We start from the raw sequence: 26,581 nt of genomic DNA, 5'->3' as shown, positions 1-26,581 counted from the left end.
TGTGCTGTCCGTGCGACGCCGCGGCGCCGGATACTCTTCGACCCACCCGTCGGGCGGGGGCGAAATCCTAGAAACTGTCCCGGAGCCAGCGGCCGACCCGGTTCAGGTAGTTGTCGGTTCCAGTCGCCGCGAAGGCACCGTGCCCCCGCGGCTCGAAATGCTCGGCATGGGCAACCTGCGGGTAGACCAGCAGGCCGACCGCCGCCGAGAAGGCCGGGCCCTTGGCGGCCTCCGGCAGGCCCCGGATCCCGAGGGGACGGCCGATCCGAACCTGCCCCTGGAGGACCCGGCGGGCGACCTCCGGCAGGCCGACGAGCTGGCTGGCGCCGCCGGTGAGCACCACCCGCCGGCCGGCCTGCGCGGCAAAGCCCGCCTCGCGCAGGCGGTCACGCACCAGCTCGACCACCTCCTCCACCCGCGGCTTGATGATCCGCACGAGCTGCGAGCGCGGGATATGGGCCGGGGCCTCGCCCTCGTCCTCGCCGACGCCGTGGACCGCGATCATGTCGCGCTCGTCCGACGGGGTGGAGAGGGCCGAGCCGTAAAGGGTCTTCAGCCGCTCGGCCGCCGCCATGCGGGTCGAGAGGCCGCGGGCGATGTCCATGGTGACGTGGTGGCCGCCGACCGCCACCGCGTCCACGTGGACGAGATGGCCGCCCGAGAACACGCCGACGCTGGTCGTGCCGCCGCCCATGTCGACGACGCAGACGCCCATCTCGGCCTCGTCGTCGACGAGCGCCGACAGGCCGGCCGCGTAGGGCGTGGCGATCACCGCCTCGACCCCGAGATGGCAATGCTCCACCGCCAGCATGACGTTGCGGGCGGCCGCCAGCTCGCTCGTGACTACGTGCAGGTCGACGCTGAGCGCCTCGCCGATCATGCCCGACGGGTCGATCACGGCGCCCTGGCCGTCCAGCGCGTAGCCGGTCGGCAGGGCGTGGAGCACCGCGCGGCCGGGGCTGACGCCGTGAGCGCTCGCCGTCTCCAGCACCCGCTCGACGTCGCTGCCCGTTACGGCGCCGGAGCGGACGTTCACCCGCGCCTGGAAATGCTGCGAGGCGAGCCGGCCGCCCGACATGTTGACGATGACCGACTGGACCTCGACCTTGGCCATCCGCTCGGCGGCGTGGACCGCCTGCCGGATCGCGCCCTCGGCGGCGGCGAGGTCGACGATGGCGCCGCCCTTCAGCCCGAGGGAGCGCTGATGGCCGATGCCGATGATGCGCGCGAGGTGCGTGCGGCCCCGCAGCGTCGTCAGCGCCTCGGCGGGCTGCAGCTCGGCGATGAGGCAGACGACCTTGCTGGTGCCGATGTCCAGCACCGACAGCGTGGTCGAACGTCGGGCCGAGAGCGGCTTCAGGCGCGGCGTGAGGCCGTGGTGGCTGTGCATTGACGCTACCGGACGCGGGGTGCGGGACGGACGGAGATCGTGGTCGCGGTCATCAGCTGGCCGCGCCCTTCTTCTTCGCCTTCTGAGCTTCCGCGCGGGCGGCGGCGGCCTCCTCGGTCAGGCGCACCACGAGGCGGTCCGGCATGCGCAGGTCCACCGCGATGATGTCCTTCTCCAGGAGGTCGGCCTCGCGCTCGAACCGGACGAGGCGGGCGAGCGCGGCGGCCGGATCGGTCTCGGGCAGGCGCACGTCGACGCCGTCGAGCTTGAGGGTCCAGCGCCGGCCCGAGACGTAGGTGCCGGCCTTGATCCGGTCGGCCAGCGGGCCGGCCGCGGCGATCAGGGCGAGGTATTCCGGAAGCTTGGTGTTGGCGTCCTCGCCGACCACGAGTGGCAGGCTGGCGTAGCGGTCGTCCCGCATGGCGTCGATGACGGTGCCGTCGGCCGCGATGACGCTGATCTCGCCGTTCTTCTGCCAGAGGGCGGCGGGCTCGCGCTCGACCTGGGTGATCGCGATCTCGTTGGGATAGATCTTGCGGACCGAGGCCTGGGCGATCAGCGGCACCCGCAGCAGCTTCTCGCGCACGTCGCCGACATCGAGGAACGGGACCGAGGAGCGCCAGTCGATCCCGGCCGCGGCCAGGACCTCCCGCTCGTACATTCGTGAGATGCCCGAGATGGTGACGCGCTCGACGCCGAAGCCCATCAGCCGCGCGGCGATGTCCAGCGGGCGGCCCTGCTCGGCCACGAAGGTGTCGTAGCGCCCGCTCGCCACGAATCCGGCGAGGGCAAAGGCCGCGAAGGTCATGGAGACCGCGACCGTCCCGGTGCCGCGGGACAGGCGCGCACCCAGGCGCGGGCCGGAGCGCGCGCGGCGAACCGAGAGCGACCGGGACGAGAGCCGGGCCATCACGGCCCCGGCGAGGCGCGCGGGACCGCTCCGGCCGGCGTCGCCGCCGCTCAGCGATTCAGGGAAGCGTCCTCCACCATCCATCGGACGAGCTCACCGAAACTCAGGCCCGCATGGGCCGCCATATCCGGCACAAGGCTCGTCTGGGTCATGCCGGGTTGCGTGTTGACCTCCAGAACCACGAGCCGCCCGGTTCCACCCGGCGTATCGTCGAATCGAAGGTCGGCACGGCTGACGCCCCGGCAGCCCAGTGCTTGATGCGCCGTTAACGACAGTTCTTGGACACGCTGGTAAACATTTGGTTTAAGTTCGGCGGGCAGCACGTGCAGCGAGCCGCCGGGGGCGTACTTCGCGTCGTAGTCGTACCACTCGCCCGTCGTGGCCTTCACCTCGATGACCCCGAGGGCCCTGTCGCCCATCACGCCGCAGGTCAGTTCACGACCAGCTATGTAAGGTTCGACAAGGACTTGCTCGCCGAAGGTCCAGTCGTCCGTGGCGAGGATCTGGGGCGGGTGCGAGCGGCCGTCACGCACGATGATCACGCCCATCGATGAGCCCTCCGCGTTGGGCTTCACGACGTAGGGTGGTGGCAGGGCGTGTGTCGCGGCGGCCTCACGACGGTTAACAAGCCGGCCCTCCGGCACGTCGATGCCGGCGGCGCGCAGGACCGTCTTGGCCTTCTCCTTGTTCATCGCCAGCGCCGAGGCGAGGACGCCGGAATGGCTGTAGGGGATTTTCAGAATCTCCAGGACGCCCTGGATCGTGCCGTCCTCCCCGTCCGGACCGTGGAGCGCGTTGAAGGCAACGTCGGGCCGGAGCGCGGTCAGCACCGACGCGATGTCGGGCCCGACATCGACACGGGTGACCCGGTAGCCCTCGCCTTCCAGGGCATCCGCGCAGGCCTTGCCGGAACTGAGCGAGACCTCGCGCTCGGCGGAGGTGCCGCCCAGGAGGACGGCGACGTGCTTGGACATGGTGGGCTCCGGGGCGGGACGGTGGCTGGGGGATCGGCTCAAGCCGGGCCGATCTGGCTTCGGATCGTGGCGTAGACCTGCGCCGCCGTTTCGTTCGGCAGAGACCCGATCCGGCGCAAAATCCGGGTCGGTTCGATGCAGGCGATCTTGAGCGGGCGGACCACGGAGGCGACACCGAGGCCGGCGGATTGGAAATCTTCGATCTGCACATCGCCAGCAGAGCGCGCGTTGCGGGCGCTCGTGATCATCGCAATCCATACATAGCCAGCCGCAGTCACGGCCGCGCCCGACACGACGACGGCGGGTCTCCGTTTCTCCGCCAGACGATCGGGGTAGAGGAAGTGCACGACCACGACCGTGCCGGGCTGCCAGTCAGAGGTCGGCATAGTCTTCATCGTCGATCGGGCCGGCCCATTCCGTGAAAGCCACAAATGGGTCCTCGGCCTCCGGGGGGGCCTTATCGATCCGGATGCCGTCCGGCGTGATGTGATAGCGCAGGCGATCGCCCGGCCGGATCGCCAGGTGCTCGCGCACCTCCGCGGGCAGGACCGTCTGACTCTTCACGGACACCTTGGAATACGCGATCGTGGTCGATCGATCCGGCATGCCTTATCTCCGCCGAAGAGCTTACAGCTTACCGGCTTACCAGCGGCGAAGCGATGCCGATCCGCCGAATCTCCCAGCGTAACTCGACGCCGCTCGTCTGTCGCACCCGGCGACGGACGTCTTCGCCAAGCCCCTCGATATCGTCCGCCGTCGCGTCGCCGGTGTTGATCAGGAAGTTGCAGTGCATCTCGCTGACCTGCGCTCCACCCCGGGTGAGCCCCCGGCAGCCGGCTGCGTCGATGAGCTGCCACGCCTTGCCGCCCTCCGGGTTGGCGAAGGTCGAGCCGCCGGTGCGCTCGCGAATCGGCTGGGCCGCCTCGCGGGCGGCGGTGACCCGCTCCATCTCGGCCTCGATGGCGGCGCGGTTGCCCGGCTTGCCGCGGAACAGGGCGCGGGTGAAGATCACATCCTCCGGCGCCTCCGCGTGCCGATACGAGAAGCCCATCTCGGCCTGGCTGAAGCTGCGCAGCGCACCCTGCCGGTCGATGCCGCGGGCTTCCGCGAGCACATCGGTGGTCTCGCCGCCATGGGCGCCGGCGTTCATGCGCAGCGCCCCGCCGATCGAGCCCGGGATGCCGCGGTAGAAGGCGAGCCCGTCGAGCCCGACCTCGGCGGCGGCCTTGGCGAGGCGCATGTCCGGGACGGCGGTGCCGACCGCCAGGGTATCGCCGTCGACCGCGATGCTGCCGAACGCTTTCCCGCCTAAGCGTACCACCACCCCGGGCACGCCGCCGTCGCGGACGATCAGGTTGGAGCCGAGCCCGATCACCGTCACAGGGACATCCGGATCGATGGCTGCGAGGAGGCTTGCGAGATCTTCTTCATCCGCCGGGGTGAACAGCACCTCGGCCGGGCCGCCGACGCGGAACCACGTGAGGTCGGCGAGCGGCTGCTCGGCGAGCAGGCGCCCGCGCAGGTCGGGGGCGGCGGCGCGGATGCGGTCGTGGAGGGATGCGGTCATGGGTGTTTCTCCCCTCGCCCCGCTTGCGGGGAGAGGGATGCGACGACCCTGTCGTCGTCGCATCGAGGCGGCAGCCGAGGGTGAGGGGGCGGTTCCGGGTGTGTCTCGACCGGAGCCGCCCCCTCACCTTCGCCCTTCGGGCTCGCCGCGCCGACGACGCGGTCGTCGCGGCCCTCTCCCCGCCCGCGGGGAGAGGGGAGAAGCGCGGCCATGATGGTGTCTGTGACACCGACGATATTGGTCGCGACCTCCGCGTTCCGGAAGCGCAGGACACGGTAACCTTGCGCAGTCAGCCATGCATCGCGGGCGCGATCATGCCCGCTGTCGGCATGTTGGCTTCCGTCGAGTTCGACGATCAGCCGTGCCTCACGGCAGCAGAAATCGGCCACGTAACGGTCGATCGATTCCTGCCGCACGAACGTGAACCCGGCAAGGCGCCGGTGACGCAGGCGATACCGCAGACGGCGTTCCACCTCCGTCTGCGACCCGCGCAGGCCCCGCCGGAAGCGGGTCCGATCCGGGTCGGCCTCACGCATCCCCTCACCGCCCCCGCGCGGCCAGCTCGTCCGGCAGCGCGTAGGCCCATTGCGTGATCGTGCCCGCGCCGAGCAGCACCACGTAATCCCCCGGCTTCGCCAGCTCCGCGATGATGCCGGCCAGCTCCTGCGGCCGCTCCAGCGCCCGGGCGTCCCGGTGGCCGCGGGAGCGCAGGCCCGCCACGAGGCTGTCGCGGTCGAACCCCTCGATCGGCGGCTCGCCGGCCGCATAGACCGGGGCCACGATCACCGTGTCGGCGTCGTTGAAGCAGGTGCAGAAATCGTCGAACAGCGATTGCAGCCGGGTGTAGCGGTGCGGCTGCACCACCGCGATCACCCCGTGCTCGGTCGAGGCCCGGGCGGCCTTCAGCACCGCCTTGATCTCCACCGGATGGTGCCCGTAATCGTCGAAGATCGTCGCGCCGTTCCATTCGCCGGTGCGGGTGAAGCGCCGCTTCACGCCGCCGAAGCCGGCGAGCGCGTTGCGGATCGCCTCCGGCTTCACGCCGAGCTCGTGCGCCACCGCCAGCGCCGCCGTGGCGTTCAGGGCGTTGTGCTTGCCCGGCATGGGAAGGACCAGATCCTCCATCTCCATCCGGTAGCCCGGGCGGCGATCGCGGATCATCACGCGGAAGCGGCTCTGGCCGCCGCGGAGATCCACGTCGATCAGGCGCACGTCGGCCTGCGGGTTCTCGCCGTAGGTGATGATCCGCCGGTCCTCGATGTGGCCGACGAGGTCCTGCACCACCGGGTGGTCGATGCACATCACCGCGAAACCGTAGAATGGGATGTTGTCGATGAATCGCCGGAACGCATCCTTGATCGCGTCGAACGAGCCGAAATGATCGAGGTGCTCGGGGTCGATGTTGGTGACGATCGCGACATCGGCCGGCAGCTTCAGGAAGGTGCCGTCGGATTCGTCGGCCTCCACCACCATCCACTCGCCCGCGCCCATGCGGGCATTGGTGCCGTAGGCGTTGATGATGCCGCCGTTGATCACCGTCGGGTCGAGATTGCCCGCATCGAGCAAAGTGGCGACGAGCGAGGTGGTGGTCGTCTTGCCATGTGTGCCCGCAATGGCGACGCAGGACTTGAACCGCATCAGCTCGGCCAGCATCTCGGCTCGGCGCACCACCGGAAGCCGACGCTCCCGAGCAGATTGCAACTCGGGATTGTCGCGCTGGATCGCCGTGGAGACGACCACGAGGGCCGCCGCCTCGACGTTCTGGGCGTCGTGGCCCACGAAGGTGCGCATGCCCTTCTCGGCCAGCCGGCGGACATTGGCGTTGTCGGAGGCGTCCGAGCCCTGCACCGTGTAGCCGAGATTGTGCATCACTTCGGCGATGCCGGACATGCCGATGCCGCCGATGCCGATGAAGTGGATGGGGCCGAGCTTGTCGGGCAGCTTCATGGGTCGAACCGTCTGGTGGCGGGATCGCCGGTTGCGGAATCCCTCAAGGAATCAGGTGCGGGCGGCCGTCTCGACGACGACCTCGGCGAGCCGCTCGGCAGCGTCGTGGATGCCCGCGCTTCTGGCCGCATCGGCCGCCGCGGTCAATTTTGCCGGCGTCGCGAAGCAGGCGGTGAGCTCCGCGGCGAGGCGGTCCGGCGTGAAATCCGACTGCTTCACGGCCAGCGCCGCGCCGATCGCGTCGAGCGTCGCGGCGTTGGCGGCCTGGTCCTGATCGAGGGAGCCGGGCAGCGGCACGAGGATCGCCGGACGGCCGATCGCCGCCAGTTCCGAGACCGTCGAGGCACCCGAGCGCCCGATCACGAGATGGCTCGCCGCCATCCGGGCCGGGAGGTCCTTGAAGAACGGCGCCGCCTCGAGCCCGGCGAGTCCCATGGCGAGGTAGCGGTTCTGCACCGCCGTCAGATCCTCGGCCCGGACCTGCTGGACGAGGTGCAGCCGGGCGCGCAGGGTATCGGGCAGGCGCGCCAGCGCCTCGGGCACGACCTCGCCCATCACCCGGGCGCCCTGGCTGCCGCCGAACACGAGGAGCCGCAGGGTGGCGCCTTCGCCGAAGGCCGGATACGGGACCTCCGCCGCCTTGATCACCGCCGGGCGGAGCGGGTTGCCGGTGTGAATGCGGGGGGCGGTGGCCTTTTCGGGGACGCCGCGCACGTCCTTGAAGCCGGTGGCGATGGTGCGCGCGCCGCGGGCCAGGAAGGCGTTGGCCCGGCCCATCACGGCGTTCTGCTCGTGCAGGATCGTAGGCACGCGCAGGATCTGGCCGGCGAGCACCGGCGGCACGGTCGGGTAGCCGCCGAAGCCCACGATGGCGGCCGGGTTGATCCGGCGGATCTCCCTGGCGGCGACGCCGAAGCCGCGGCCGAGCGTCAGCACGGCGCTCGCCCGGCGGACCAGCGAGCGTCCCGAGGGCGTCGCCGCGGCGATCGTCACCACCTCGGAGGCCGGGAACTCGGACGCGATCGCGTCGACCCGGGCATCGGTGGCGAGCGCCACCCGGATTCCGCGGGCGCGCAGCGCATGGGCAAGGCTCTCGGCCGGGAACAGGTGGCCGCCGGTGCCGCCCGCGCAGAGCAGGATCGTGGGCGTGAAGACCGTCACCGCATCACCCCGGCGACGGTGGCGGGCGCGGTGCCGGGGGGCTTCTGGCTGAGCAGCACGCTGCGCGGGCGCTTCCGGGTCAGGGCAACGAGGAAGCCGGTGCCGAGCGCCAGGGAGATCAGCGACGAGCCGCCGTAGGAGACGAAGGGCAGCGTCATGCCCTTGGCGGGCATGAGCTGGGTGTTCACCGCCATGTTAATGCAAGCCTGGAGGCCGAACAGGGTTGTCAGCCCGGTGATCGCCAGCCGCGAGAAGGTGTCGTCGGTGCGCCGGGCGAGCTTGAGGCCGCGCAGCACGATGAAGGCGAACAACGCCACGAGGCAGAGACAGACGATCACGCCGAACTCCTCGCCGGTGACCGAGAAGATGAAGTCGGTGTGAGCGTCCGGCAGGTGGCGCTTGGCGATCCCCTCCCCCGGGCCGGTCCCGAACCAGCCGCCCGAGCGGAAGGATTCGCGCGACCAGAAATCCTGGAAGCCGCCGCCGGAATCCTTGTCGAGGAACTTGTTGAAGCGCTCGCGCACGTGGTGGAAGAACAAGTAGGCCGCAAAGACGCCTCCCAGCCCGAGCACCCCGAGCATCGCCACCCAGATCAGGTGCAGGCCGGCCACGAAGAACAGCGCGCACCACACCATGGTAATCAGCATGGTCTGGCCGAAATCGGGCTGGAGCAGCAGCGGCACGATGGTGATCGGCAGCAGCAGCAGCGCGAGGATGCCCCCCGGCATGTCGCGGCGCTGCGCACCCTCCGAGAAGGCCCAGGCGGCCACCACCACGAAGGCGGGCTTCACGAATTCCGAGGGTTGCAGGCCGAACGAGCCGAACTGGATCCAGCGGTGCGCGCCCTTGATCTCCGGGCCGAATTTCCCCGCCAGCAAGCACAGGGCGACGCCGCAGATCCAGGTGACCAGCGCCAGCCGCCGGATGCCGCGCAGCGACAGGAACGAGACCGCGCAGATCAGCAGGATGGTCGGCGCGAGATACAGCGCCTGCCGGTTGAGGAAGTAGAAGGTCGGCAGGCCGATGCGCTCGGCGACCGGCGGGCCGCCGCCCATCAGGAAGACGAGGCCCGCGATCATCAGCGCGAACAAAGCCGCGAGCAGGCCGCGATCGACTGTCCACCACCAGTCCGTCAGGGGGGTGCGTTCCGCACGTGACATCATGCCGGGCGACGACTCCAGGCCGCGCGGACGACGGTCCGCGCGGGTCGGGCTGGATCCTCGGCAGGAATGGTAAACGGAGGCTTATGGAGGATTGCCGAGGCCCCCGCCCCCGACGCGAATGTTCGAGCTCATCGATACGCGAATACTTGGCCGAAGATACGCGATGTTAATTATGGACATGCAACTTTGAGGTGTATCTCATCGGCGGCACGGAACGTCAGGCGTCCGGGCCGCCAATCGGAAGCCGAAACGCCATGTTCAAGACCCTGACTATCCGTGAATCCCAGGCCAAGCTCGCGGCCCTGGACCGTGTTCAGGGCGTGATCGAGTTCGACCTCACCGGGCGGATCCTCTCGGCGAACCAGAACTTCCTCGACGTCGTCGGCTACACGCAGCCCGAGATCGTCGGCCAGCACCACAGCCTGTTCATGGACCCGGCCCAGCGCGACTCCGCCGCGTATCGGGCGTTCTGGGATCGGCTGCGCGCCGGCACGTTCGAGACCGGTCAGTTCCAGCGGATCGGCCGCGGCGGCCGCCCGATCTGGATCCAGGCTTCCTACAACCCGATGCTGGACGCCCGCGGACGGCCCTACAAGGTGGTGAAGTTCGCCACCGACATCACCCGGCAACGGACCGAGGAGGCCGACCGCGCTGGCCAGATCGCGGCGATCGACAAGGTGCAGGCGGTCATCGCTTTCGACCTCGACGGTACGGTCATCGAGGCCAACGACAACTTCCTGACCGCGATGGGCTACGACCGCGCCGAGGTCGTCGGGCAGCATCACAGCCTGTTCATCGAGCCCAGCTACCGCGACAGCGAGGCCTACCGGGCATTCTGGGCAGCCCTGCGCAACGGATCCTATCAGGCGGCGCAGTTCCGCCGGATCGGCAAGGGTGGGCGCGAGGTCTGGATCCAGGCCTCCTACAACCCGATCCTCGACGCGGCCGGGCGCCCCTACAAGGTGGTGAAGTTCGCCACCGACATCAGCGAGCAGGTGCGCCTGCTCGCCAACCTGCGCACACTCATCGATCAGAATTTCGGCGAGATCGAGCAGGCGGTGACGCATTCGACCAAGGCTGCGGCGCTCGCCTCCTCGGCGGCGGATTCGACCGCCGGCAACGTCCAGACGGTGGCGGCGGCGGCCGAGGAGCTGGCGGCATCCGTCGCCGAGATGTCCCAGAGCATCGTGCGGTCACAGGGCGCCACCGACACGGCCTATGCCTGCGTCCAGGATGCCGATGCCCACACCAAGCGACTGGCCGACACCGCGACCGCGATGACCGGCATCGTCGGCCTGATCCAGAACATCGCCGGCCAGATCAACCTGCTGGCGCTCAATGCCACCATCGAGGCGGCCCGGGCGGGCGAGGCCGGACGCGGCTTCGCGGTGGTGGCGTCCGAAGTGAAGGCGCTCGCCGATCAGGCCGCCCGCGCCACCGGTCAGATCAACGGCGAGATCGCCAGCGTCCAGCGGGTCTCGCAGGAGGTCGTCGAGGCGCTGGGCTCGATCGGGAGCTCGGTCTCCGTGATGCGCGAGACGGTGGTGGCGACCGCGGCCGCCATCGAGGAGCAGAGCGCGGTGACCCGCGACCTCGCCGAGAACATGCAGAGCGCCTCCGGTGCGGTCACGGCGATCACGGGGAATATCGGCGCGATCGTGCAGTCGGTGGCCGGCGTCTCGCAGGCGGTGGGCACCACCCGCGAGGCCGCCAAGGTGCTGGCGCGCTGAGGCGGACGCATCGTTCAGGGTTTCGGACGGTCGAGACCTGTCGCGGGTCCAGGGCGGAGCCCTGGTGAACGAACGTCTCAGGGCAGCGCCTGGACCAATTCGCGGAAGCGGTTGCCGCGCACCTCGAAATTCGGGAACTGGTCGTAGGAGGCGCAGGCCGGCGAGAGCAGCACCACCGGCTCGGGGGCGCCCGAGGCGGCGGCGTTCTCGGCGGCCTTCGGGACCGCCACGTCCAGCGTCTCGCAGCGGGTGTAGGGCACGGCGCCCTCCAGGGTCGCCGCGAAGGCGTCCGAGGCCCCCCCGATCAGGTAGGCGTGGGCGACCCGCTCGAAATACGGCACCAGCGGGAAGATGCCGCCGTCCTTGGCCTTGCCGCCGAGGATCCAATGAATGTCCCGGAAGGCCAGGAGCGCCTTCTCGGTGGAATCCGCGTTGGTCGCCTTCGAATCGTTGACGAACAGCACGGGGCCGCGCCGCCCGACCTCCTCCATCCGGTGCGGCAGGCCGGGGAAGGAACTCAGCCCGGCCTGGATCTCTTCGCCCGAGAGGCCCAACGCCCGGGCCACCGCCACGGCGACGGCCGCGTTCTGCCAGTTATGGGCGCCGCGCAGGGAGCCGATTCCGTTGACGTCGGCGAGCGTCGTGCCGTCCGGATCGCGGACGATGCCGTCCCGCACCGTCAGCGCGTCGGTGGCGAGCACCTCGCCGTGGGGCACATGCACCCGCACGAGGTTGGTGCCGCGCCGATCGGCGATGGCGCGGCTCGGCGCGTCGTCGATGCCGACCACCGCAAGGCCCGAACCGCGGATCAGCCGCTCCTTGATGGCGGCGTACTGCTCCATCGTGCCGTGGCGGTCGAGATGGTCGGGGGTGATGTTCATCAGGACGCCGACGCTTGGGTCGAGGCCCGGCGTCAGGTCGATCTGGAAGGACGACATCTCGATCACGTGGACGCGTTCGGCCGAAGGCGGCTCCAGCGACAGGATCGCGGTGCCGATATTGCCGCCCATCTGCACGTCGCGTCCGGCTTGGGCGAGGACGTGGGCGATGAGCGCCGTGGTGGTCGATTTGCCGTTGGTCCCGGTGATCGCCACGAACGGCGCCTCCGGCGCCTCCGCCCGGCGCTGCCGGCAGAACAGCTCGATGTCGCCGATGATCTCGATCCCGGCCTCTCTGGCGCGGCGGACGCTCCAATGCGGCTCCGGGTGAGTGAGCGGCACGCCGGGGCTCAGCACAAGGGCGGAGAAGCCCGACCAGTCGGACTGGCGCAGATCCTCGATACCGACTCCGGCTTCCTGCGCACGGACGCGGCTGTCGGCGCTGTCGTCCCAGGCCCGCACCTCCGCACCGCCCGCCTTCAACGCCAGCGCCGTGGCGAGGCCGGAGCCGCCGAGGCCGAACAGGGCGACGGTCTTATCCTGGAAAACGGTGACAGGTGTCATGCGGAACTCTGGATGCGGCAACCCAATCCGGCCGATCCCACCTGCGCCCTCATCCTGGAGTGCCCGCGAATCGGGCCTCGAAGGAGGGCTCCAGGGATCGCTTGGCCAGCTGGAGGGCTCCTTCGAGGCCTCTGCTCCGCTCCGGCACCTCAGGATGAGGGCTAGACTGGGACTGGCCGCTTAAGACGCGACTGTATCACACTTTTTCAGCGCAGCTTCAGCGTCGCCAACCCTGCCATCGCCAGGATCACCGCGATGATCCAGAACCGGATCACCACCTGCGGCTCCTTCCAGCCCTTCTGCTCGAAATGGTGGTGGATCGGCGCCATGCGGAAGACGCGCTTCCCCGTCAGCTTGAACGAGGCGACCTGGATGATCACCGACATCATCTCCAGCACGAACAGGCCGCCGACGATCGCCAGGACGATCTCGTGCTTGGTCGCCACGGCGATCGTGCCGAGCAGGCCGCCGAGCGCGAGCGAGCCGGTATCGCCCATGAAGATCTGGGCCGGCGGCGCGTTGAACCACAGGAAGCCGAGGCCCGCCCCGATCACCGCGCCGCAGACCACGGCCAGTTCGCCGGTGTCGCGGACGTAGTTCACCTGAAGATAGCTCGCCGTGAAGGAGTTGCCGACGAGGTAGGCGATGAACCCGAAGGTGCCGCAGGCGATCATCACCGGCACGATGGCGAGGCCGTCGAGCCCGTCGGTCATGTTCACGGAATTGCCGGCGCCCACGATCACGAAGGCGCCGAACAGCGGATAGAACCAGCCGAGGTTCAGCAGCGCGTCCTTGAACACCGGGAAGGCGAGCTGGTTCTGCAGCGAGAGGGGGGAATAGACCGCGACCGTCGCGCAGGCCGCCAGGGCGATCCCCGCCTCAAGGGCCAGCCGGAACTTGCCCGAGAATCCCTTGTGCGATTGCTTCGTCACCTTGAGGTAGTCGTCGTAGAAGCCGATCGCCCCGAAGCCGAGGGTCACGGTCAGCGTGATCCACACGTAATGGTTGCGTGGATTGGCCCAGAGCAGGATCGCCACGACGGAGCCGGCCAGGATCATCAACCCGCCCATGGTCGGGGTGCCGCGCTTGGTCAGCAGGTGGGTCTGCGGCCCGTCCTCGCGGATCGGCTGGCCCTTGCCCTGGCGGATGCGCAGCAGCGAGATGATCCAGGGACCGAACCAGAACACGAACAGCCCCGCCGTGAACAGCGCGCCGCCGGTGCGGAAGGTGATGTAGCGGAACACGTTCAGCGGCGTGAAGGTGCCGCTCAGCTCCGAGAGAAGGTACAGCATCCGGGCGCTCGGCCCCTTCGTTCAGGCGGGGGTTTCGGGAAGCGGCGCCGACCGTCCGGGACGCTCGGCCGCATCGGTCATGCAGCGATCACGGGGCCGTCGCGAGGGCGCGCCGCGCCGGGTCGATCGCGTAGCGGGCTTTCAGCGCCTCGACAATCCGGCCCATGCGGCTGCCGTTCGATCCCTTGATCATCACGGCGTCGCCGGGGCGCAGGATCCGCGCGAGCGGCTCGATCAGGTCGGCGGCGGCGTCGGCCACGCCCCCGCGGCGGCTCACCGGCAGGGCCTCGAACAGGTGGCGCGTCAAAGGACCGGCCGTGAAGACGAGGTCGATATGGGCCGCCTCGATCGCCTCGCTGAGGCCGCGGTGGAGGTCGGGGGCGGCGGCGCCGAGTTCCAGCATGTCGCCGATCACCGCGATGCGCCGCCCGCGCGGGCCGGTCTCGATGCCGGCGAGCGTCGCCAACGCGGCGCGGACCGAGGCGGGGTTGGCGTTGTAGCTCTCATCGACGAGGTAAGCGGTGCCGCCGTCGATCTCCAGGGCGGTGCGCGCCCCGCGGCCGACGGGCGGGGACAGCGTGCCGAGCGACAGCGCGGCCCGGGCGAGGTCGGCACCGAGCACGTGGATCACCGCCATGACGCCGAGCGAGTTCAACGCAGTATGCCGCCCGGCGGTGCCGAGCTTGTAGGTGACGGGTGCGCCCATCACCACCGCGTCGACCACCGACAGGTCGGGGCGCAGCACGATCCGCTGGGCGCGGACATCGGCTTCCGGGTGCTCGCCGAAGTTGACGATCCGGCCGGCCCGGGAGGCCCGGGCGTGGGCGACGAGGCGGTCGAAATGCGGGCCGTCGCGGTTGACGATGGCGACGCCCCCGGGCTGGAGCCCGGAAAAGATCTCGCCCTTGGCGTCCGCGATGGCCGCGAGGGAGGCGAAATGCTCGATGTGGACCGGCTCCACCGTGGTGATCAGCGCGATGTCGGGCCGGACCTGGGCGGTGAGCGGCACGATCTCGCCGCCGTGGTTCATGCCGATCTCGAAGACGCCGTAGCGCGTCGAAGCAGGCATCCGGGCGAGCGTCAGCGGCACGCCCCAATGGTTGTTGTAGGACGCCGCCGAGGCGTGGGTCTCGCCCTGTTCCGACAGGACGTGACGCAGAGCCTCCTTGGTGCCGGTCTTGCCGACGGAGCCCGTCACGGCGACTACCTGGGCGTCGGTCCGGGCGCGGGCGGCCGCACCGAGGCGGATCATCGCCGTCAGCACCGGATCCTCACCCGCCTCCGGAACCGCCAGCACGGGGCCGTGGGCCGAAAGGGCGTCGGCGCGATCCTGGCGCACCACCGCGGCCCCGGCTCCGCGCCCGAGGGCGTCGGCGACGAAGTCGTGGCCGTCGCGCGCCTCGCCCCGGATGGCGAAGAACAGGTCGCCGGTCTGAAGCGTGCGGGTGTCGATCGAGGCGCCGCCGATAGCGCGTCCGTCGCCGATCAGGCGGCCGCCGGTGGCGGCTTCGAGCGCCGCGCGGGTCCAGAGTGCGGTCATGGTCAACCCCCGTGGCCGTCAGGCGGCCGCATCGGCGATGGCGGCACGCAACACGGCGTGGTCCGAGAACGGCAGGGTGCGATCTCCCACGATCTGGCCGGTTTCATGACCCTTGCCGGCCACCACCAGCACGTCGCCCGGCCCGAGGCGGCCGACGGCCGCGCGGATCGCCGCTTCCCGGTCGCCGATCTCCTCGGCGCCCGGCGCCGCGGCCAGGATCGCCTGGCGGATCGACGCGGGCTCCTCGGTGCGCGGGTTGTCGTCGGTGACGATGACCGTGTCGGCGAGGCGCTGCGCGATGGCGCCCATCAGCGGGCGCTTGCCCCGGTCGCGGTCGCCGCCGCAGCCGAACACCACCATCAGCCGGCCCGACGCGAATGGCCGCAGGGCGGTCAGTACGCTCTCCAGAGCCTCGGGCTTGTGGGCGTAGTCCACGAGGCAGAGCCCGCCCCGTGCCTCTCCGACCCGCTCCATGCGGCCCGGCACGCCGGTGAGGTGATCGAGCGCCGCGAAGACGCCGTCCGGATCGGCCGCGCCCGCCGGGGTCGCGAGCGCGAGGCCGGCCGCCACCAGGGCGTTCTCCACCTGGAACTCGCCGACGAGGGGCAGGCGCAGCGTGCGGGAGCGCGGGCCCTCCACGAGCCGGACCGCCTGGGCGAAGCCCTCCGTCCGGACGGACTCGACCCGCAGGTCCCGGCCGGCACGCCCGACCGTGCGCACGGGTCGCCCGGCGCCCTCGGCGACGGCGATCACGCGGTCGGCATAGGCGCCGTCGGCGTTCACGACGGCCGGGCAGCCCGGCGGCAGCAGATCGGTAAAAAGCCTCAGCTTGGCCGCGAGATAGTCCTCGATGCTCGCGTGATAATCGAGGTGGTCCCGGCCGAGATTGGTGAAGCCCGCCGCATCGAGCCGCACCCCGTCGAGGCGGCGCTGCTCGATCCCGTGGGAGGACGCCTCCATGGCGAGGTCGGTGACGCCCTCGTGGGCGAGCCGCGCCAGGGTCTCGTGCAGCGTCACGGGATCCGGCGTGGTGAGCGAGCCGTACTGCGCGCCGCGGTTGGTCACGATGCCGACGGTGCCCAGGCTCGCGGCGTCGCGGCCGATCTGCGCCAGGATCTGGCGGACGAAGTCCGCGACGGAACTCTTGCCCGCGGTGCCGGTCACCGCGACGACGGTTTCCGGCTGCGCCCCGGCGAACCGCGCGGCGGCGAGCGCGAGCGTGCGTCTGGCATCCGCCACGGCGATCCAGGCGACCGCCTCCGGCAGATCGGCCGGGCGCGCGCCCTCCCCGGCCACCGCCACGGCGCCGCGATTGGCCGCCTGGGCGGCGAAGCGGCGCCCGTCGGCCTTCGTGCCCGGCACGGCCACGAACAGGGTGCCGGTGGCGACCTGCCGGCTGTCGGCCGTCAGGCCGGTCACCGCCAGATCGGCGGCCGCGCCGGACGCCTCGGCGATAAGATCGGCGAGCCGGGCCGTCATGCCACCCCCCTCACGGGCCGCCGAGCTGGTTGATGTGGTAGGCGTTGAGCTTGACCATCTGCGGGAACGGCCGCACCGGCGGCTCGAATTGCGGCGGCAGGCCGAGGATCGGCGCCACCCGCTCGATCACCTTTCCGGTGACGACGCCGGCGTTCCAGGCCGCCGTGGCGTAGCCGCCGGATTCCGGCAGGCCCTGCGGCTCGTCCATGATGGTGACGAACAGGTATTTCGGGTCGTTCATGGGCGCCGCTGCCATGAAGGTCGTGAACAGCCGGTTGTGGATGTAGCGGCCGCCGATCACCTTCTCGGCCGTGCCGGTCTTGCCGCCGACGAAATAGTACGGGATCGCCGCCTTCTTGGCCGAGCCCTCGGAGGCGTTGAGCCGCATGATGTAGCGCATCGCCTCGGAGGTCTGGGCCGACAGGACGTGGGTGGACCGTGCCTTGTCGTCGGGATTCGCCTTGAGGAAGGTCGGGGTGATCAGGTCGCCGCCATTGGCGATGGCCGCCACGGCCATCGCCGCCTGGATCGGCGCCACCGCGATGCCGTGACCGAACGCGATGGTGATCGTGTTGATCTCGCTCCAGCGGGACGGGACGATCGGGGCGGCGCTCTCCGGCAGTTCGGTGCGCAGGCGGTCGAGCAGGCCCATCTTCTTCAGGAAGGCCTTGTGGCCGGGCACGCCGACGCCGAGCGCCATCTTGGCCGAGCCGATGTTGGAGGAGTGGGTGAACACCTCCGGCATGGTGATGACGCGGTTGGTGCCGTGATACTCGTGGATCTTCTGACGGCCCCAGTTCAGCACGCCGCCGCGGGTGTCGAAGGTCGAGTTGACGTTGTACTTGCCGGACTCGAGCGCCATGGCGAGGGTCATCGCCTTGAAGGTCGAGCCCATCTCGTAGACGCCGACATTCATGCGGTTGATGCGGTCGGGCGAGAGCGCGTCCTTCGGGTCGTTCGGGTCGAAGTCCGGCATCGAGACCAGGGCGATGACCTCGCCGGTCTTCACGTCGAGGATCATCGAGGCGCCGGCCTTGGCCTTGAAGTGATCGATGCCCCAGGCGAGCTCGTCGCGCACGGCGAACTGGGCGCGCAGGTCGATCGAGAGCTGGACTGGCTTCAGATCGGCCTGCTTCGCGATCAGCCCGAAGCTGTTGAGCGCCTGGAGGCCGGTGGAGTCGATGTACTTCTCCATGCCGGCGATGCCGACGCCGTCGAGGTTCGTGGCGCCCAGGATGTGGGCGGCCGCGACGCCGTTCGGGTAGACCCGCTTGTGATCGGGCAGGAAGCCGATGCCCGGGATGCCGAGCCGGTGGACCTCGGCCTGCTGCTTCGGAGTCAGCTCGCGCTTCACCCAGACGAAGCCCGCGCCGCTGCGGCCTTTTCGCGAGGACAGTTTGGCGCGCAGCTCCGAGGCGTTGAGTTCCGGCAGGACGGCGGTGAGCAGCTCGACCGCCTCGTCCTTGTCGTAAATGTTGCCCGGCTCGGCGAAGACCGAGACCGTGCGGATGTCGGTCGCCAGGATCTCGCCGTTGCGGTCGACGATATCGGGCCGGAAGGCCGTGGAGGACGCCGCCGCCACCCGGTGCTCCTGGCTCGGCGGTTCGCCGAAGATCGCCATCATCAGGAGCTTGGTCGAGATCGTCCCGAACACCCCGACGAAGACCAGCCCGACGAGCGCCACGCGCATGTGCGAGCGTTCGATGGCGAGCCGGAACATGCTGCGCAGGAGCGCCTTGGCGCGGTCGGCCCGCTGCTCCGGCGGCAGCGCCTCCTCGGGGATCGGGCGCGGGGCGGTCGCGGCATGGGCCAAAGCGGCGGCTTCGAGCAGCGCGGCCTCGTGCTCCGAGATCTCGGGCTCGGTCGCCGGCGCCGCGCCGAACGCGTCTGGAATCTGATCGGTGCCTTCGGACACGGGTGACTACCTCGAAGCCGTCGTCGGGGTGCGGGTCGTGGTCACGGTGCGGGTGATCGCGCCGGTGGTGCGCGGCTCGGGTCCGCCCTTGTCCTTGGGGGTCGCGGTCGCGGCGAGCAGCCGGCCGATCTCGTCGCCGCGCTCCTGCCGGACGGGCAGGTCCGAGAGGCGCGCGAGGTGCGCTGTGCCGATCGGCTCCAGGGCGAGGTGCTTGTCGACCGCCGCCTGCAGCCGATCCGGCCGGGTCAGGAGCTGCCACTCGGCGCGCAGCACCGCGATGGCCTGCCGCTCCTTGTGCAGGGCCGTCTGCAGCTTGGAGACCTGACCGCCCTGATAGAGCGTGTCGTACTTGATCGAGTAGGCGTAGATCGCCGAGGCCACGAGCCCGACCACCGCCAGCAGGTTGAGGAGGCGGGTCATCGGCGGTGGCCCCCGCGGGCGGCTTCGGGGAGGCTCGCGAGCGCGGTGAGCGCCGCCAGCGGCTCCGGCACCTCGGACTCGGTGCGTTCGGCGGCGCGCAGCTTGGCCGAGCGGGCACGGGGGTTGCGCGCGGTCTCGGCCTCGCCCGGCAGGACCGGCCCCTTGGTCACGAGGCTGAAGCTGCGCGCGGCTTCGACGGTCGCGCCCGGAAGGTGGCGCGAGCCGTGCCCGGCGCGGCCGCTGCGGGCGGCGAAGAACTGCTTGACGATCCGATCTTCGAGCGAATGGAACGTCACGACGGCCAGGCGGCCGCCGGGCCGGAGCACCCGCTCGGCGGCGTGCAGAGCCCGCACCAACTCGCCGAGTTCGTCGTTGACGGCGATCCGCAGGCCCTGGAAGGTCCGCGTCGCCGGGTGGATGTGGCTCCCGGGCTCGGCCCGGACGACACCGGCGACCAGCTCGGCGAGCTGGGCGGTGGTCTCGATCCGACCGCGGCGGCGGGCCTCGTGGATCGCCCGCGCGACCGCGCGGGAGCGTCGCTCCTCGCCGTAATGGTAGATGATGTCGGCCAGCACCGTCTCATCGGCCTCGTTCACGAGATCGGCGGCGCTCGGGCCGTCCCTGCCCATGCGCATGTCGAGGGGGCCGTCGTGGCGGAACGAGAAGCCGCGCTCCGGCGTGTCGAGCTGCATCGACGAGACGCCGATATCGAGCACCACGTGATCCGCCTGCCCCGCGCCCGCCTCCGCCAGGAGGCCGTCGAGATCGCCGAAGCGGCCGGGGACCAGCCGGAGGCGCCCGGCGAACGCATCGACCATGGGCTGCCCGGCCGCGATCGCGGTCGGGTCGCGGTCGATGGCGAGGATCCGCAGGTCCGGATCCCGCTCCAGCAGCGCGCGCGTGTAGCCGCCGGCGCCGAACGTGCCGTCGATGCCGAGCCCGCCCGCCGTTCGCAGCGCGGCCGCCACGTCCTCGAGCAGGACGGGAATGTGCGGCTCGAACGGGCAGAGCTGGTCGCCCCGGGCCGATATCGCGGGCGAGGGTCGCCGGCTCATGCGCGCCTCGGTGCGGCGGCGGGCTGGCGGCGCGGTCCGGGTTTCCGGACGCGGAAGCGGCTCAAGCGTCTCATGGTGCCCTGGGCCGGGCCGCTCGAAAGCGGCACGCGTGACGGGAACGGCACCGGATGCGGCGTGCGCAAAACGCCGCGCACGGACGGGCCCTGCAACGAGGCAGGTTGCGCCCGGCGATCCGATACACGCCGTTGACGGGAGGATGCCGGGTATCATGGGCCTCGGAGGATCGTCAACGGACAAGCTTGGCGCTGCCGCGTGGACCGATCTGAACCCGGCAAGGTTAACCGGAGGTTTTTACCGCGCGGGAAATCCGTCGCGCCTGCACGATCCCGGGCGGGCGCCGGCGGCCCGGCGATAAAGGCTTACACCGGCAGGGTTTTCGAGGGTGGTGGATCAGCCGGCCTGTAAGCCGGGTTCTGTAGGGCCGACGCTCGCGCGCCGACGTGGCAGCCATTCCTCTGGGACGGTCGTCGCCGACCGCCTCGAGCAACCAACCCGGGCGACTGGCCTGGAGAGCCGGCCTGCCCCTCTCGCGAGGGACGCGCCGCCCCTATTCGGTCTTGCTCCCGGTGGGGTTTGCCATGCCGTCCGCGTTGCCGCGTCCGCGGTGCGCTCTTACCGCACCCTTTCACCCTGACCCCGGACGCGTCCGGGGCGGTCTGCTCTCTGTGGCACTGTCCCTGGGGTCGCCCCCGCCGGAGGTTATCCGGCACCGTCTCTCCATGGAGCCCGGACTTTCCTCCCCGGACGCGAACAGCGTCCGGAGCGGCCACCCGGCCGGCTGATCCACGGGCAGATGCGCCCGGGTCGCCTCCCGGGTCAAGGACTGCCTACCAGGTCCCGGTGTTCTCCATGGAGGTCCAGGGCTCCTGCGGCTCCTTGGCGCCGCCCTTCTGGAGGATCTCGATCGAGATGCCGTCCGGCGACTTCACGAAGGCCATGTAGCCGTCGCGGGGCGGCCGGTTGATGGTCACGCCCTTGTCCCGGAGCCTGGCGCAGAACGCGTAGATGTCGTCGACCTGATAGGCGAGGTGCCCGAAATTGCGCCCGCCCGAATAGGTCTCCGGATCCCAGTTGTAGGTCAGCTCGACGAGCGGCGACTTCGTCTCCTTGGCCCGCGCGGCGTCACCGGGGGCGGCCAGGAACACCAGGGTGAAGCGGCCCTTCTCGTTCTCGACGCGGCGGACCTCCTGCAAGCCGAAGGTGTCGACGTAGAAGGCGAGCGCCCGGTCGAGATCGGCCACCCGAACCATGGTGTGCAGGTATTCCATATGACGTATCCCGTTGTAAGCAGTGGTCTTTTCAGGTCTGCCGAGAAACTGGCACGGCCTTGCTTGCGGTGCACGCCCGTCGGCCGCGACGTGATCGTCGCCGTAGGTAGCGTTCAATCGAGCCGTGAGAAGGCCGCAGGTCAGAGCGCTCGCCGCCGGAACGGACGCCGGCTCGGCGCAGGAGAGCGCGTCACGACAGGGGCTTGGAGCCGCGCGTGATCGCAACGCGATCGGTACACGGCCGTGACCTGTGGTCGGAATCGTGGGGTGATCTGACCCGCCCCCCTCCTCCTGCGGTGCCCGCTTCGGCGCCAACGCAAGTCTGCTTGGCCCGACGCCCCCCCGATCTGCATGATTTCGCGGGCAGAAACCCATCAGAACGGCCGCAGCGTATGGCTCGTTCTTGAATGTCATACCGAACCTCGACCGGTCTCACGCCTCGAGGTTCGTCCGCGCGAAGGCGCTGCGGCGATCACCGCAGCTTGGTAGAGGCGTGGATTTCCGCGAAGTACCTGCCGCGTGCCCGCGTCACACTCATGAGCGGATGTCTCAACGCTCTGAAGTGACGCTCGTGAGGGGACTTGCTCTCATCAGCGCGCATGCGGTGCACCCGGATGCAGGAGCATTTGCAGCAGGTGTCGGTTGCGCGCTCACCGGCTGGAGCCGCATAGCTCTCCGCCACCAAATCCCGGCTTCGATGTTCAAGGACCCTGATCTTCGATCCAGGGATTGAACGATCTCGAATCTGCGAAAATCCCGTTGCGACGAAACAAACGAAAAACGGCCGGAGCAAGCTCCGGCCGCCTGGTTCTCTAAGCAGCTTCGGCTTAACGGAGAAGCTGCAGAACTCCCTGCTGGGCGGTATTGGCCAGCGACAAAGCCGAGATACCCAGAGACTGACGCGTCGACAGAGCCTGCGAATTTGCGGCGGCTGCGTTCATGTCAGCATTCGTGAGGTTTGACGAACCTGTATCCAGGATATTGATCAGGTTTTTGCTGAAGTCCTGCCGGTTCTGAACGACCGAGAGGCTCGAACCGAACGTCGAGGCATCGGTACGCAGTTGGCTGGCCGCCGTGGTCAGCTTGTTCAACGTCGTATTGATGTCTGCATTGAGCAGGAAGTTGCCCTGCCCAACCGTCGTGGTGCCCGCTGACGTGCTGGTGATCGCCGAAAGACCGAGGCCGTTGGACGTCTCGTCTGTCGCGACGACCGCCAGATTCGAGTTGCCCTTCGGATTGAAAGCGATCGTCAGATTGTTGTTGGAACCTTTGCCACCGATCAGGTTGGTGCCGTTGAAGCTGGAGTCCCCGGCCAGCTGATCGATCTGAGTCAGCAAGCTGTTGTACTGTGTTGCGAGTGTAGAGCGGGTCGCTACACCCGAGACGCTGAGGTCGCCGCTCTGACCGACGGTGGTGACCGCACCGTAGGTAGGGCCAGAAGCCGCAGTGCCGGCCGTGAAACCAAGCGCGGTCTGGTCGGCGGAAGTCTTGAACTCGACGTCGGACGACGCGTTGATCACGATCTTCGTGCCGTCGGTGCTCTTCGTGAAGCTCCCGGCGCCCACTGCCGTGTTGAGAGCGGAGATTGTCTGATCGATCGTGCTACCCGACGTAAGGGGCACGTTGGTGGCTGCGCCGTTCACGTAGAGGCTCACGGTCGCAGCCGCAGTCGGGGCCGCATAGGGGGTCGTGGCAGTACCCGTCGTGGTGATCTGGGTCGACAGCGCCTGGTTGGCGACCGACTTAGCCTGATTGACTAGGCTCTGGATGGACGTGATACCCTGGTTGGCGGCCTGAATCGCCTGCACACCGTTCGAGATACCGTCGAGCAGGTTCGACAGATCACCCGAGCGCTGATCGAGCGATTGCGCAGTGAAGAAGCTGACAGGGTTATCGAGGGCCGAAGAAACCTTTTTACCAGTGGCGAGCTGGTTCTGGATCGTCGAGGTCTGCGACGCCGTATTCTGCAGGGCCAGCAGGCTCTGACGGGTCGCAGCGGTGAGCGTGATACCGGAAGACATGAGGAGACATCCTTTTTGAGATGCGAGCCACTTTCTCGTGGTGGCGCCAAGATGAGCCTCAGGTCCTGACAGGTTCTTAACGCCGCACTCTTCTGAGGGGGATCTTCGACGGATTGTTAATAAAGCGTCGCTATGATCCGATGAATCAAAACCATGCCCGCGATGCCTCTGCGCCTCGTCATCGAGCCAAAGGGAGGGGGCCTGATCAGAAGCGGTTTGGAGAACTTGGAACTGACGTGGGGGCCGGATCGGCGCCGATCGGATCCCATGCGCCATCTTGTCCTTACCGCGGGGCGCGAGGCTGCTTTGGTTCGAAGGAGGGCGCTTCGCGGTCCAGTGGCAGGCCGGCTGCAACGCACCCGCGCGGGCCGTCACTGATCGCGCGCAGGCAGCCAGTCCTGAGCGGATCCCGGGCAGTGGCGGCCGGCTCCGCGGCGGCCATCCGCGGTCAGAGCGAGCGAGCGCGCGTGCAGGACGGCGGGTAGGCCGTGCTCCGTGGCGTTCCCATCGAAGCACCCGCGTTGCGCCGGACGCTCCGAGCGACCAGAAGGGATCGCATCAAGGACCCGGAGTGAGAGCCGCATGCGCACCGAGACGCCGCCGCTGATCCGCCTGGAGGAGTACCGGCCGAGCGACTACCTGATCGATCGCGTCGATCTCGACATCCGCCTCGATCCGCACGCCACCCGGATCGACGCGACCCTGGCGCTGCGCCCGAACCCGGCCGGCGTCCCCGGGGCTCCGCTGAATCTCGACGGTGACGACCTGCAGCTGGTCTCGCTGGCCCTCGACGGCACGGCGCTCGCGCTCGACGCCTATACGGCGTCCCCGGCAGGCCTGAGCCTCCGCGCCCCGCCCCAAAAACCCTTCACCCTGCGGCTCGTCACCGAGATCGATCCGACCGCCAACACCAAGCTGATGGGGCTCTACCGCTCGAGCGGCGTCTATTGCACCCAGTGCGAGGCCGACGGCTTCCGCCGCATCACCTATTTCCTCGACCGGCCCGACGTCATGGCGGTCTACACCACGCGGATCGAGGCCGACCGGACCGAGGCGCCGGTGCTGCTGGGCAACGGCAACCTCGTCGAGTCCGGCCCCGTCGGCGCCGGACGGCACTTCGCAACCTGGCACGATCCGCACCCGAAACCCGCCTACCTGTTCGCCTTGGTCGGGGGCCGGCTCGGGACGGTCGAGACCCGGTTCACCACGATGGAGGGGCGCGCCGTCACCTGCGCGGTCTATGTCGAGCCCGGCAAGGAGAACCGGGCGGATTACGCCCTCGACGCCGTGATCCGCTCCATGGCCTGGGACGAGACGGCGTTCGGCCGCGGCTACGACCTCGATGTCTTCAACGTCGTCGCCGTGTCGGACTTCAACATGGGCGCCATGGAGAACAAGGGGCTCAACATCTTCAACGACAAATATGTGCTGGCGAGCCCCGAGACGGCGACCGATGGGGACTATGCCGCCATCGAGGCGATCATCGCCCACGAGTACTTCCACAACTGGTCGGGCAACCGGGTCACCTGCCGGGACTGGTTCCAGCTCTGCCTGAAGGAGGGCCTGACGGTCTTCCGCGACCAGGAATTCTCCGCCGACATGCGCTCGCGGCCGGTGCACCGGATCGCGGAGGTGCGCGCGCTGCGGGCGCGCCAGTTCCCCGAGGATGCCGGGCCGCTGCGCCACCCGGTGCGGCCGCGGGCCTATGCGGAGATCAACAACTTCTACACGGCAACAGTCTACGACAAGGGCGCCGAGATCGTCCGGATGCTGCGCACGCTGATCGGCGCGTCGGCGTTCCGGGCCGGCATGGACCGCTACTTCGCCGACAATGACGGGCGCGCCGCCACGGTCGAGGACTTCTTGGCCGCCTTCGCGGCGGTCGCCGGGCGCGACCTGACGGCCTTCGCCCGCTGGTACGAGCGCTCCGGCACGCCGCGCCTGTCGGTCTCCGGCGCCTACGATCCGCAGGGAGCGCGCTACATCCTGCGGCTCGCGCAGAGCCTGCCCGACGCCGATGGGCGGGAGGGGCCACCGCTGGTGATCCCGGTCGCCCTCGGCCTCGTCGGCGCCTCGGGGCCGTTGACCGACGCGACCAGCGCGCAGGTTCAGGACGGCGTGTTCGTCCTCGACCGGCCAGAGGCCGAGATCGTCTTCGAGACCGTCACCGAGGAGCCGGTCCCCTCGGTGCTGCGCGACTTCTCGGCGCCCGTGCGGCTCGACCTCGCGCTCACCGACGCGCAGCGGATGCGCCTGCTGGCGCAGGACAGCGACCCGTTCAACCGCTGGCAGGCCGCGCAGGATGTCGCCCTGCGGCTGATCCTCGAACCCGATGCCGGTCGCCGGGACGCCTTCGCGGAGGCGCTTGGGCGTTTCCTCGACGGCGAGGCGCTCGCCGATCCGGCCTTCGCAGCCCTGGTGCTGGCGCTACCGAGCGAGGGCGAGGCCGCCGATGCCCTGCCGGCGGACGTCGATCCCGACGCGATCCACCGGGCACGCTTCGACCTGCGGGCCTATCTCGGCCAAGCCTTGCGGCCCCGCCTGGACCGGATCGACGCCGCCCTCGCGCCGGTCGCGGGCGCGCCCTACAGCCCCGACGCCGCCTCGGCGGGGCGCCGGTCGCTCCGCAACGCCGCCCTCGACCTGATTGCCGCGGGGGATCCTGCGGCCGGCGCGGCGCGGGCCGCCGAGCGTCTGGCAACCGCGACCAACATGACCGACCGCCTCGCCGCTCTGGCCACCCTGGCGCTGATCCCCGGCGAGACGCGGGAGACGGCTTTGGCCGAGTTCGCCGCGCGCTACGCCGACGAGCCCCTGGTCCTCGACAAGTGGTTCGCCATCCAGGCCCAGATCCCCGAAGCCGGTACGCTGGAGCGAATCACACGACTCCAGGGGCACCCCGCCTTCACGCTCACCAACCCGAATCGGGTGCGCGCCCTGATCGGAAGCTTCGCGTTCGGCAACCCAACCCAATTCGCACGGGCCGATGGAGCCGGTTTTTCGTGCGTCGCCAAGACCGTCGCGGCCCTCGACTCGACGAACCCGCAGGTTGCCGCCCGCATGCTGACGGCCTTCGGATCCTGGCGCCGACTGGAAAAATCCCGCGCCCGCAAAGCCGCCGAAATGCTCAACGGGATCAAGGCGATCCCGGGCCTCTCCCGGGACACGGCCGACATCCTCGCCCGCACCCTCGGAGGCGGCTAAGTAGCTGAACTGACGGTAGAAATCGATTCCCTGGCGCGGCTGCAACAGGCATAGGTCGTCAAGCCCGTATCGTAAAAAAGCC

21 protein-coding genes and 1 other RNA gene are annotated in these 26,581 nt (G+C 69.6%); 2 read left to right on the top strand and 20 right to left on the bottom strand.

All coding sequences use genetic code 11. The features are described 5' to 3' along the window. Positions 1-67 precede the first annotated feature (67 nt). Genes ftsA through MKK75_RS24115 form a run of 10 tightly spaced genes read right to left on the bottom strand, consistent with a single transcriptional unit; the run spans position 68 to position 9,112 of the window. Entirely contained in the window at positions 68-1,390 is a 1,323-nt protein-coding gene (ftsA, locus tag MKK75_RS24160) for a cell division protein FtsA (RefSeq protein WP_244045049.1), read from the bottom strand. A 52-nt stretch (positions 1,391-1,442) separates the two neighbouring features. Next, positions 1,443-2,384, bottom strand: a complete 942-nt coding sequence (locus MKK75_RS24155; RefSeq protein WP_244045048.1) for a cell division protein FtsQ/DivIB — start codon at positions 2,382-2,384, stop codon at positions 1,443-1,445. Further along, on the bottom strand, positions 2,351-3,274 hold the full coding sequence (locus MKK75_RS24150; protein ID WP_244045047.1) for a D-alanine--D-alanine ligase: 924 nt from the start codon (positions 3,272-3,274) through the stop codon (positions 2,351-2,353). The genes MKK75_RS24155 and MKK75_RS24150 overlap by 34 nt, the downstream gene beginning before the upstream one ends. A 38-nt stretch (positions 3,275-3,312) precedes the next feature. Then, positions 3,313-3,660: a type II toxin-antitoxin system PemK/MazF family toxin gene (locus MKK75_RS24145; RefSeq protein ID WP_279594092.1), complete on the bottom strand. Its 348-nt coding sequence runs from the start codon at positions 3,658-3,660 to the stop codon at positions 3,313-3,315. Next, on the bottom strand, positions 3,647-3,880 hold the full coding sequence (locus tag MKK75_RS24140) for an AbrB/MazE/SpoVT family DNA-binding domain-containing protein (protein WP_244045045.1): 234 nt from the start codon (positions 3,878-3,880) through the stop codon (positions 3,647-3,649). Before MKK75_RS24140 ends, MKK75_RS24145 begins: the two co-directional genes overlap by 14 nt. A gap of 28 nt (positions 3,881-3,908) precedes the next feature. Further along, complete coding sequence (gene murB / locus MKK75_RS24135) at positions 3,909-4,841, bottom strand: UDP-N-acetylmuramate dehydrogenase (RefSeq protein ID WP_244045044.1); 933 nt, start codon at positions 4,839-4,841, stop codon at positions 3,909-3,911. Next, positions 4,838-5,377 carry an endonuclease domain-containing protein gene (locus MKK75_RS24130; RefSeq protein ID WP_244045043.1) on the bottom strand — a complete coding sequence of 180 codons (540 nt, stop codon included), beginning with the start codon at positions 5,375-5,377 and terminating at the stop codon, positions 4,838-4,840. The genes murB and MKK75_RS24130 overlap by 4 nt, the downstream gene beginning before the upstream one ends. 4 nt (positions 5,378-5,381) lie before the next feature. Beyond that, positions 5,382-6,788 carry a UDP-N-acetylmuramate--L-alanine ligase gene (gene murC / locus MKK75_RS24125; RefSeq protein WP_244045042.1) on the bottom strand — a complete coding sequence of 469 codons (1,407 nt, stop codon included), beginning with the start codon at positions 6,786-6,788 and terminating at the stop codon, positions 5,382-5,384. A 51-nt stretch (positions 6,789-6,839) separates the two neighbouring features. Further along, positions 6,840-7,949 (bottom strand): undecaprenyldiphospho-muramoylpentapeptide beta-N-acetylglucosaminyltransferase, encoded by a 1,110-nt coding sequence (gene murG / locus MKK75_RS24120; protein ID WP_244045041.1) that lies wholly within the window; start codon positions 7,947-7,949, stop codon positions 6,840-6,842. Continuing rightward, positions 7,946-9,112, bottom strand: coding sequence for an FtsW/RodA/SpoVE family cell cycle protein (locus MKK75_RS24115; RefSeq protein WP_244045040.1), 1,167 nt, complete (start codon positions 9,110-9,112; stop codon positions 7,946-7,948). The genes murG and MKK75_RS24115 overlap by 4 nt, the downstream gene beginning before the upstream one ends. A gap of 254 nt (positions 9,113-9,366) precedes the next feature. Between MKK75_RS24115 and MKK75_RS24110 the strand changes: the two genes are divergently transcribed. After that, positions 9,367-10,842, top strand: coding sequence for a PAS domain S-box protein (locus MKK75_RS24110; protein ID WP_244045039.1), 1,476 nt, complete (start codon positions 9,367-9,369; stop codon positions 10,840-10,842). Between the two features lie 77 nt (positions 10,843-10,919). On the opposite strand, the gene murD is transcribed toward MKK75_RS24110, so the two are convergent. From murD to MKK75_RS24060, 10 genes are all read right to left on the bottom strand, one after another. Next, on the bottom strand, positions 10,920-12,284 hold the full coding sequence (gene murD / locus MKK75_RS24105; protein WP_244045038.1) for a UDP-N-acetylmuramoyl-L-alanine--D-glutamate ligase: 1,365 nt from the start codon (positions 12,282-12,284) through the stop codon (positions 10,920-10,922). 206 nt (positions 12,285-12,490) lie between these two features. Next, a complete protein-coding gene (gene mraY / locus MKK75_RS24100) occupies positions 12,491-13,576 on the bottom strand; it encodes a phospho-N-acetylmuramoyl-pentapeptide-transferase (protein ID WP_244045037.1) in 1,086 nt (361 codons plus the stop codon). 88 nt (positions 13,577-13,664) lie between these two features. Further along, a complete protein-coding gene (locus MKK75_RS24095) occupies positions 13,665-15,116 on the bottom strand; it encodes a UDP-N-acetylmuramoylalanyl-D-glutamyl-2,6-diaminopimelate--D-alanyl-D-alanine ligase (protein WP_244045036.1) in 1,452 nt (483 codons plus the stop codon). Between the two features lie 18 nt (positions 15,117-15,134). Continuing rightward, on the bottom strand, positions 15,135-16,595 hold the full coding sequence (locus tag MKK75_RS24090; RefSeq protein ID WP_244045035.1) for a UDP-N-acetylmuramoyl-L-alanyl-D-glutamate--2,6-diaminopimelate ligase: 1,461 nt from the start codon (positions 16,593-16,595) through the stop codon (positions 15,135-15,137). A 10-nt stretch (positions 16,596-16,605) separates the two neighbouring features. After that, on the bottom strand, positions 16,606-18,378 hold the full coding sequence (locus MKK75_RS24085; RefSeq protein WP_244045184.1) for a peptidoglycan D,D-transpeptidase FtsI family protein: 1,773 nt from the start codon (positions 18,376-18,378) through the stop codon (positions 16,606-16,608). 138 nt (positions 18,379-18,516) lie between these two features. Further along, positions 18,517-18,930, bottom strand: a complete 414-nt coding sequence (locus MKK75_RS24080) for a hypothetical protein (RefSeq protein WP_244045034.1) — start codon at positions 18,928-18,930, stop codon at positions 18,517-18,519. Next, on the bottom strand, positions 18,927-19,985 hold the full coding sequence (gene rsmH / locus MKK75_RS24075; protein WP_244045033.1) for a 16S rRNA (cytosine(1402)-N(4))-methyltransferase RsmH: 1,059 nt from the start codon (positions 19,983-19,985) through the stop codon (positions 18,927-18,929). The genes MKK75_RS24080 and rsmH overlap by 4 nt, the downstream gene beginning before the upstream one ends. 407 nt (positions 19,986-20,392) lie before the next feature. Further along, positions 20,393-20,788, bottom strand: an RNA gene (gene rnpB / locus MKK75_RS24070) — RNase P RNA component class A. 45 nt (positions 20,789-20,833) lie between these two features. Next, positions 20,834-21,274, bottom strand: coding sequence for a VOC family protein (locus MKK75_RS24065; RefSeq protein WP_244045032.1), 441 nt, complete (start codon positions 21,272-21,274; stop codon positions 20,834-20,836). A gap of 827 nt (positions 21,275-22,101) precedes the next feature. Further along, positions 22,102-23,295, bottom strand: coding sequence for a flagellin (locus MKK75_RS24060; protein WP_244045031.1), 1,194 nt, complete (start codon positions 23,293-23,295; stop codon positions 22,102-22,104). Between the two features lie 582 nt (positions 23,296-23,877). On the opposite strand from MKK75_RS24060, the gene pepN reads away from it, so the two are divergent. Continuing rightward, complete coding sequence (gene pepN, locus MKK75_RS24055; protein WP_244045030.1) at positions 23,878-26,499, top strand: aminopeptidase N; 2,622 nt, start codon at positions 23,878-23,880, stop codon at positions 26,497-26,499. Positions 26,500-26,581 lie beyond the last annotated feature (82 nt).

This window comes from Methylobacterium sp. J-030, assembly GCF_022829545.1.
Classification (GTDB): domain Bacteria; phylum Pseudomonadota; class Alphaproteobacteria; order Rhizobiales; family Beijerinckiaceae; genus Methylobacterium.
The sequence above is the reverse complement of the archived record's forward strand: the minus strand, read 5'-3'. Positions and strand labels throughout refer to the sequence as shown.